Consider the following 6,944-nt stretch of genomic DNA (forward strand, 5'->3'; position numbering starts at 1 on the left):
GTGCTCCCTATTCTGCGGCATCCTGCAATTCGGCCGCTTCGCTTTGTTGCCGGTTCCACATCTCGGCATATAGCCCGCCTTGGCGCAAAAGCCCTGCATGATCGCCTTGCTCGACCACGCGGCCATCATCCATGACATGGATCAAATCGGCATCGGCAATGGTCGACAGGCGGTGCGCGATGGCGATGGTGGTCCGCCCCGCCGATACCCGATGCAGCGTTTCGAGGATATCCTGCTCTGTCCGGCTGTCGAGCGCGCTGGTGGCCTCGTCGAGCAGCAGGATGCTCGGGCCTTTGAGCAGGGTGCGGGCAATCGCCACGCGCTGCTTCTCACCGCCGGAGAGCTTTAACCCACGTTCGCCGACCTGTGTGTCGTAGCCGGTGGCCAATTTGTCGATGAAGGGAGCAATGGCAGCATCGCGTGCGGCCTGCGCAATCTCTTCGTCGCTCGCGCCTTCGCGGCCATAGGCGATGTTGTAGGCGAGCGTATCGTTGAACAGCACGGTATCCTGCGGCACGATCCCGATTGCCGCGCGCAGGCTCTCCTGCGTAACATCGGCAATGTCGGTGCCGTCGATCGTTATGCGACCCTCCCACGGATCGTAGAACCGGAACAGCAGCCGCCCCACCGTGCTCTTGCCCGCGCCCGAGGGGCCGACCAGCGCGATATGCGCGCCTGCCTTCGCTTCAAAGCTGAGCCCCTTGAGGATCGGGCGTTCGCGATCATAGCCGAAGGTGACATTGTCGAACACGACGGTCGGCTCGCGCAGCACCAGCGCAGGGGCGCCCGGCTTGTCTTCCACCTCGACTTCGCGGTCGAGGAGCTTGAACATGTCGGCCATGTCGACCAGCCCCTGCCGGATCGTGCGATAGACCCAGCCCAGCATGTCGAGCGGGCGGAACAGCTGCATCAGATAGGTGTTCACCAGCACCAGATCGCCTGGCGTCAACTCGCCCTTGCTCCAGCCCCATACGGTCCAGGCCATGGCTGCGGCCATCATTCCCTGCAGGATCAGCGCCTGCACGATGTTGAGCAGCGCGAGCGAGTTCTCGGTCTTGATCGCAGCCTCGGCATAGGCGCCGGTGGCCGAGGCGAACCGCTCCTTCTCGCGTGCTTCGGCGCCGAAATATTTCACCGTCTCGTAGTTCAGCAGCGAATCAACCGCGCGGGCCATGGCGGTGCCATCGAGGTCGTTCATCTGCTTGCGCAGGCCCACGCGCCACTCGGTGATGGCTTGCGTGATCCAGATGAAGCCCACCACCGTCACCGCCGTTGCGGCGACCAGCTCCCAGCCGAAGATCGTCCAGAAGATCACGCCCACCACCACCAGCTCGACCACGGTCGGGGCGATGTTGAACAGCAGGAAATAGAGCATCTGGCTGATCGAGCGGGTGCCGCGCTCGATCACGCGGGTGATTTCGCCCGTCCGGCGCGACAGATGAAAGCGCAGCGAAAGCTGGTGCAACCGCTCGAACACATCTTCCGACAGTCCGCGCACGGCATCCTGCCCCACGCGGTTGAACACCATGTTGCGGCTCTGGTCGAACAGGACCGTGGCAAAGCGCCCGGCGGCATAGGCAATCACCAGCCCCAGCGCGACCCACAGCGCGGGGTCGCCCTCGGCCGCCATGGTGTCCACCGCTCCGGCATAGGCGAGGGGAAGCGTGAGGACGACGACCTTGGCGAGGAGCACGAAAAAGGCCGCGCCGCCAATCCGGCGTTTGAGATCGGGCCGGCCTTTGGGCCACATATAGGGCAGGAACCGCCGGATGGTGGCCCAGTCGGCGATTTCTCCGGTGGCGGGGGTCTGCATGTCGCGCATTATCGCCCCAAGTGGGGCCTCGCGCGCGCGCTGGCAAGTTTTACCGGAACAGGCTGCGGTCGCCGATGCGCGAGCCGTCGGGCAGATCGAACAGCACGCGTCGGCTTTCGAAATCGATCGCCACACGTTTGAACAGGCGCAACTCGCTCATCCCCAATACCATGGCGGGCCGGTCGGCCAGCCCGAGCGCCGTGAAGGTCGGCGAATCGGCGAAGGTGATGGCGATATTGTTGATCGCCGCCCGTTGGAGCCGCAGGGTGCGTGCGATCCGCGTGTTGCCGACAAGGCTGACGCCATTGACGTCTGTCATCACGGCATTGTCAGCAGACCGCGCCCTGCGCAGGCGGTTTTGCAAAGCGAGATTGCCCACTGAGCCTTGCGCTCCAGTGTCGATCACCACATCGACATCGACCCCGTCGATCTCGGCACGCTGCACGATCAACTGGTTCTTCCGCTGGCGTGCGCGCACCACAATATCGAATCCCCGGTTGCCGCCCAGTTCGTCGGCGTGGGCGACGGCGATGTGACTGTTCTCAAAATCGAACAGCACGCGCTGATCCTGCAACGAGTCGAGCCCGAGGATACCGTCGGCATCGCCGATGTGCGCGCCCTCGAGGATGGCCGCCGTGGCCAGGTCGAACTCGCGGCTGCCAAGGCCGATGGTAGGTAACGCCGTGGTTTCCACCTCGCGCTGGCTGGCCATGGCGACCAGCATTACCGTGTCGCGGTCGAACAGTTCGAGCTGGTCAGCCACATTGCGTGCGACCACAGTTGCTTCGGCACCTGTATCTACAAGGAAGCGGAAGGGCCCTTCGCCGCGGATCGTCACGGGCACGGTCATGCGGCGATAACGTTCGGTCTCGAAGGCGATGATCTCGGACAGCGTCAGCTCGCGCTCAGGCGCAGGCGTTGCGGTGGCCTCGGGGGCGGGGTTGGCGACGGTGGCGATAAGCGCGCTCGCCATGGCGATCAGGCTCATGGTCTTTCTCCCGAACGGCAAGTCGGTGCCTGCCGTTTCATGAGTGGTGTTATAGCACCGATTGCTTGTCGGCCAAAGCGAGGGGAACCGGAGCATGGTCAACGCTTTATTGAGAAGCGGGAGCTATGCCCTGTGCACACCGCCGCGTGCCGCGCCTGAAGCGGCGAGAGACGATGACCAGAAGGTATCCGATTTGAGCAGCCTGCCAGCAAGGATTATCCGCCGCCTGCGCGAGCATTTGTTTCCGAGGCGGATCGCAGGAATACTTTCGACGCCCCCGGTTGCGGCACGCGAAGACGGACTGGTGCTGTTCTCGATGATCGGTACGCGCGTGCTGCTGCCGTATCTGGTCGCTGCCAAGAGCCTTCATGCGCGCCTCCATGCGGGGCGGTTCGTGATCCTTGACGATGGAACGCTGACTGGCCGCGACAAGGAAGTGCTGGCGCACCATTGTGACAATCCGGAGATTATCCCGATCGCGTCGGTCGCCACAGGGCCCTGTCCGCGCGGAGGCACCTGGGAGCGGCTGCTGGCGATCCTCGACCTGCGCCGCGATAACTACGTTATCCAGTTTGACAGCGACACCGTTACAACCGGCGCGGTGCCGGAAGTGGTGCAGAGCATTGCCGCAAACCGCAGCTTCACGATCCGCGGAGACGCCGATGCGCAGATCCTGCCGGTGGCCGAGATTGCCCGGCGGCATCGGGGCCATCCGACCGAGCATGTTCAGGCAGCGCTCGAGGCGCGGATGGACGAACTGGTGGTGCCGAGCCTTTCCGATCCGTACTATGTGCGCGGGTGTTCGGGCTTCACCGGGTTTGCAAAGGAAGCGGCTGGACCGGCGCTGGCGGTGGAGTTCTCGCAAGGTGCCGAGGCCTTGCTTGGCAGGGCGAAGTGGTCCGAATGGGGGAGCGAACAGGTCACGAGTAACTTCGTGGTCGCCAATGCAGAGAGTGCGCTGCTGTTACCCTACGACCGCTATATGAATTTCTGGGACGAGGGGATTTCTGATGACGTGCGCTTCATCCACTTCATCGGCACCTATCGCTTCCACCGCGGCGCATATGTCGCGGCCTGCCGCGAGGTGATCGCCAGCCTGCGGGACTAGCGCAATACTCCTGCGATGGCTTCTGCCATGTCGCGGACCTGACGCTCCATTGAGAAATTCTCCACCACCCGCGCGCGTGCCGCTACGCCGTGTGCCGCGCGCAGGGCCGGATCGCGCAGATAGTCCTCGACGGCCTCGGCAAAGCCGGCCTCGTCGTCGAGCGCCACCAGCCTTCCGGTGATGCCGTCGGCGACGATCTCGCTCGGCCCCGCGGCGGCGCAGGCGACCACCGGCACTTTGCAGGCCATCGCCTCGGCCAGCACCAGCCCGAAGCTCTCGCGCTCGGCTGCGTGGACCATCAGGTCTGCCGACTGGAAGAAAGGCAGCAGGTCTGCCCGCGCGCCGATGAAACGGAAGCGTTCGGCAAGGCCCATGCCGGTAGCCAGTTCCTGCCATTCGCCGCGCATTTCGCCGTCGCCGACGTAGCTGAAGCTGACATTTGCGAACTCCGGTTGCGTCAGAACGCGCTCTGCGCAGCGTAGAATTAGTTCAATCCGCTTTTCCCGGCGCGCCTGCCCGGCGCAGAGCACGTGCACGTTGCCATCTTCGCGCGATTCGCTTGGAGGCACGAAATGATCGGTGTCGATGCCGTTGGGAATGATCACCAGCCGTTCGGGCGGAATCTTGGTGTAGCTCTTCAGCCATTCGCCTTGCGAGGCAGAGTTGGCAATGTGCAGATCGTGCAACTGGCGCTTCAGGATGCGGCGTACCACGAACTTGGCGATCTGCCGGGGAAGCGAATCGCGCACCCGGTGATCGAAGCTGTCTTGCTCGGTATTGATCGTCTTCACCCCGAGTGAGCGCAGGAAGGCCATATCGAGCGAGGTGGGCAGGGCGCTCATATAGACGATGGCCGCGATATCGTTCGCGGCGACGAACTGCGCCAGCTTCTCCTTATTGACCGCGCTAAGATGGTAGCAGTCCAGCTCCACCGGCCGCATGTGTTCGATACGGTGGACCGAACGGCCGGTGAGAGTTGGGAAGGCGACGTACGAATCGTAATCGGTGAGCAGCCCTGCAATCCGGTCGCGCACGCGCACCACCGTGCGCCAGACGAATCCCTGATCATCAGGGTAGCGCATGCAGAACAGGATACCCTTGCGGCTCATGCAGTCTTCTTGCTCCCAAGCGGAGACAGTGGGATGCCCAGCTTGCCTGCCAGCATCGCCACCTCGTCGAACAAAGGATGGCGCAAGATGCGCAGCATTGCCAGCCAGCACGCGGTTACGGGTACCCCCAGCACCAGCAGCCGCACGATCGGCCAGCCGATTCCGACCTTTGCGATGGCGAGCTGGCTTATATAGGCCACGCCCGCGCAGACCACGGCGACTACGGCGCCTGGCAACAGTATCCGCGCGAAGGAGGTCAGTCCGCAGCCCAGGTGGCGCCGCTGGAGGGTGAGCCATACGCTTGAGCTTGTCAGCGTCGCCAGCATCATGGCCCAGCCGAACGAAACGATATCGCCGTTCCACAAGATCAACCCCAGCCCTATCCGGAACAGCGCTGTGCCGAGCAATGGCATCGAGGCGAGATAGGGCCGCCCGATCGCGTTGAAGGCAGCGGTGTGATAGTGGAAGGTCAGGTCGATCGCCGCCATCAGCGCGAGCGGCGCGATGGCAGGCGCGGCGGGGAGCCAGGTCTCACCGTAGAGGCCGACCACCATGTCTTCGGCCACGATCATCGTCACCGCCAGCAGCGGCCAGCCAATCGCGGTCACGAGGCCAATGGCCCGATGCAGCAGCGGCTCCAGCGATTCGCCAGCATGGTGCGCCTTGGCGAGATAGGTCTGCGAACCAAAGGTGATTGCCGAACCTGCCACATACATGAAGATCGAGACGGTCGAATTGGCGCGGCTGAGCAGGCCGACCTGCCGCGCGGAGCCGATCTTGCCGAGAATCAGATCGGGCAGGGCATTGTTGCCAGCCTTCACAAGGTTGGTGAACAGCGCGCCCGAACCGAAGCGGAGAATGCCGCCGGTCTCGCGAAAGCGCGGGAGGTATGCCATGTGCAGGGGACGTAGCCATATATAGACGACACCGGTCGAAACGACATTGGCCAGATTCGCCCAAGCCAGGCTCGCTGCCCCCAAGCCAGCCAGCGCCAGTCCAATCGCAGTCGCAGAATAAGCCGCCGTGCCAACCGCCGTGCCGACCGCAATCTTCTTCGCATCGTATTCGCGCAGCAGGAGCGCGAGCGCTACCGAGCTAAAGGGGATGAACAGGAAGCTCACCGCAAGGATGCGCATCACCGGGCCTATTGCGTCATAGCCGAACCAGCCGGCGACCCAGTCGCTCGCGAACCAGACGCCCGCCGCCACAGTCCAGGTGATTGCGTAGGCTACGCCCAGTGCCGAGCGCACCTGCGCCCTGGTGAGGCCATCGGCCCGCTGCAGATAGGAGCTGACGCCGAACTCGCGAAACACGTGGGCGATGTTCACCAGCACGATCGCAATCGAGTAGATGCCGATCTCGGCTGGCGTGAGGATGCGCGCCACCACCAGCGACACGACGAACATCACCATCGTCGCCCCCGAGGAGGCGACGAAGTTGATCGCCAGCGATTTGCGGAACGTGCTCATACGCGTGAGCCTACCGGGCCCAAGCCGCGCGGTCACGATTCGTGTTCGGCAAGGGATTCAAAGGAAGGAATCATCGCCGCCTTATGCCGCCGCTGCCTTTAGATGGCGTAAAGCGGATCATTGTTGGTTGTGTGCTGCCGGTAATTGGGTTGGTGAGGGCCAGAAGGCCTGCCGGAATCGCCCGGATTCGCGGGAGGCGCGGTGGAGCTTACGGGAAGCGCCTGAGGGTCAGAGCAGAAAGTCGAAGAAATTCTCTTTTCCAGTCAGTGTTTTGCGTAAAAACGACGTGATAATGCGAAAAGCGTGTTGACCGAATCCGAGCCTCCGCCTAAATGGCTCCACCGACGCGGCGCTGGCGGTTTTCACCGGCGCTTTGCGGAGGTCGCCATTTTTGACGGATAGCCGGCTCCCCCGGTGAAAATCGGGGAACCGATCGCTGTCCGCTTTTGAATTTGGT

At 63.3% G+C, this 6,944-nt stretch carries 6 protein-coding genes; 1 reads left to right on the plus strand and 5 read right to left on the minus strand.

What is annotated here, in order from left to right; all coding sequences use genetic code 11:
- Positions 1 to 7 precede the first annotated feature (7 nt).
- Together ABDJ38_RS11865 and ABDJ38_RS11870 are read right to left on the minus strand one after the other, a co-directional pair.
- Positions 8 to 1,822, minus strand: coding sequence for an ABCB family ABC transporter ATP-binding protein/permease (locus ABDJ38_RS11865; protein WP_346785310.1), 1,815 nt, complete (start codon positions 1,820 to 1,822; stop codon positions 8 to 10).
- Between the two features lie 40 nt (positions 1,823 to 1,862).
- Positions 1,863 to 2,801: a retropepsin-like aspartic protease gene (locus ABDJ38_RS11870; RefSeq protein ID WP_346785311.1), complete on the minus strand. Its 939-nt coding sequence runs from the start codon at positions 2,799 to 2,801 to the stop codon at positions 1,863 to 1,865.
- 193 nt (positions 2,802 to 2,994) lie between these two features.
- Between ABDJ38_RS11870 and ABDJ38_RS11875 the strand changes: the two genes are divergently transcribed.
- Positions 2,995 to 3,909, plus strand: coding sequence for a hypothetical protein (locus ABDJ38_RS11875; protein ID WP_346785312.1), 915 nt, complete (start codon positions 2,995 to 2,997; stop codon positions 3,907 to 3,909).
- Here ABDJ38_RS11875 and ABDJ38_RS11880 read toward each other — a convergent pair.
- From ABDJ38_RS11880 to ABDJ38_RS11890, 3 genes are all read right to left on the minus strand, one after another.
- Positions 3,906 to 5,018: a glycosyltransferase family 4 protein gene (locus ABDJ38_RS11880; RefSeq protein WP_346785313.1), complete on the minus strand. Its 1,113-nt coding sequence runs from the start codon at positions 5,016 to 5,018 to the stop codon at positions 3,906 to 3,908. The genes ABDJ38_RS11875 and ABDJ38_RS11880 overlap by 4 nt on opposite strands.
- Complete coding sequence (locus tag ABDJ38_RS11885) at positions 5,015 to 6,487, minus strand: oligosaccharide flippase family protein (RefSeq protein WP_346785314.1); 1,473 nt, start codon at positions 6,485 to 6,487, stop codon at positions 5,015 to 5,017. Before ABDJ38_RS11885 ends, ABDJ38_RS11880 begins: the two co-directional genes overlap by 4 nt.
- Before the next feature lie 228 nt (positions 6,488 to 6,715).
- Positions 6,716 to 6,944: hypothetical protein (locus ABDJ38_RS11890; RefSeq protein WP_346785315.1), on the minus strand; the 229-nt coding region annotated here is incomplete at its 5' end.

Source organism: Aurantiacibacter flavus, assembly GCF_039710615.1.
In the GTDB taxonomy this organism is placed as follows: domain Bacteria; phylum Pseudomonadota; class Alphaproteobacteria; order Sphingomonadales; family Sphingomonadaceae; genus Alteraurantiacibacter; species Alteraurantiacibacter flavus.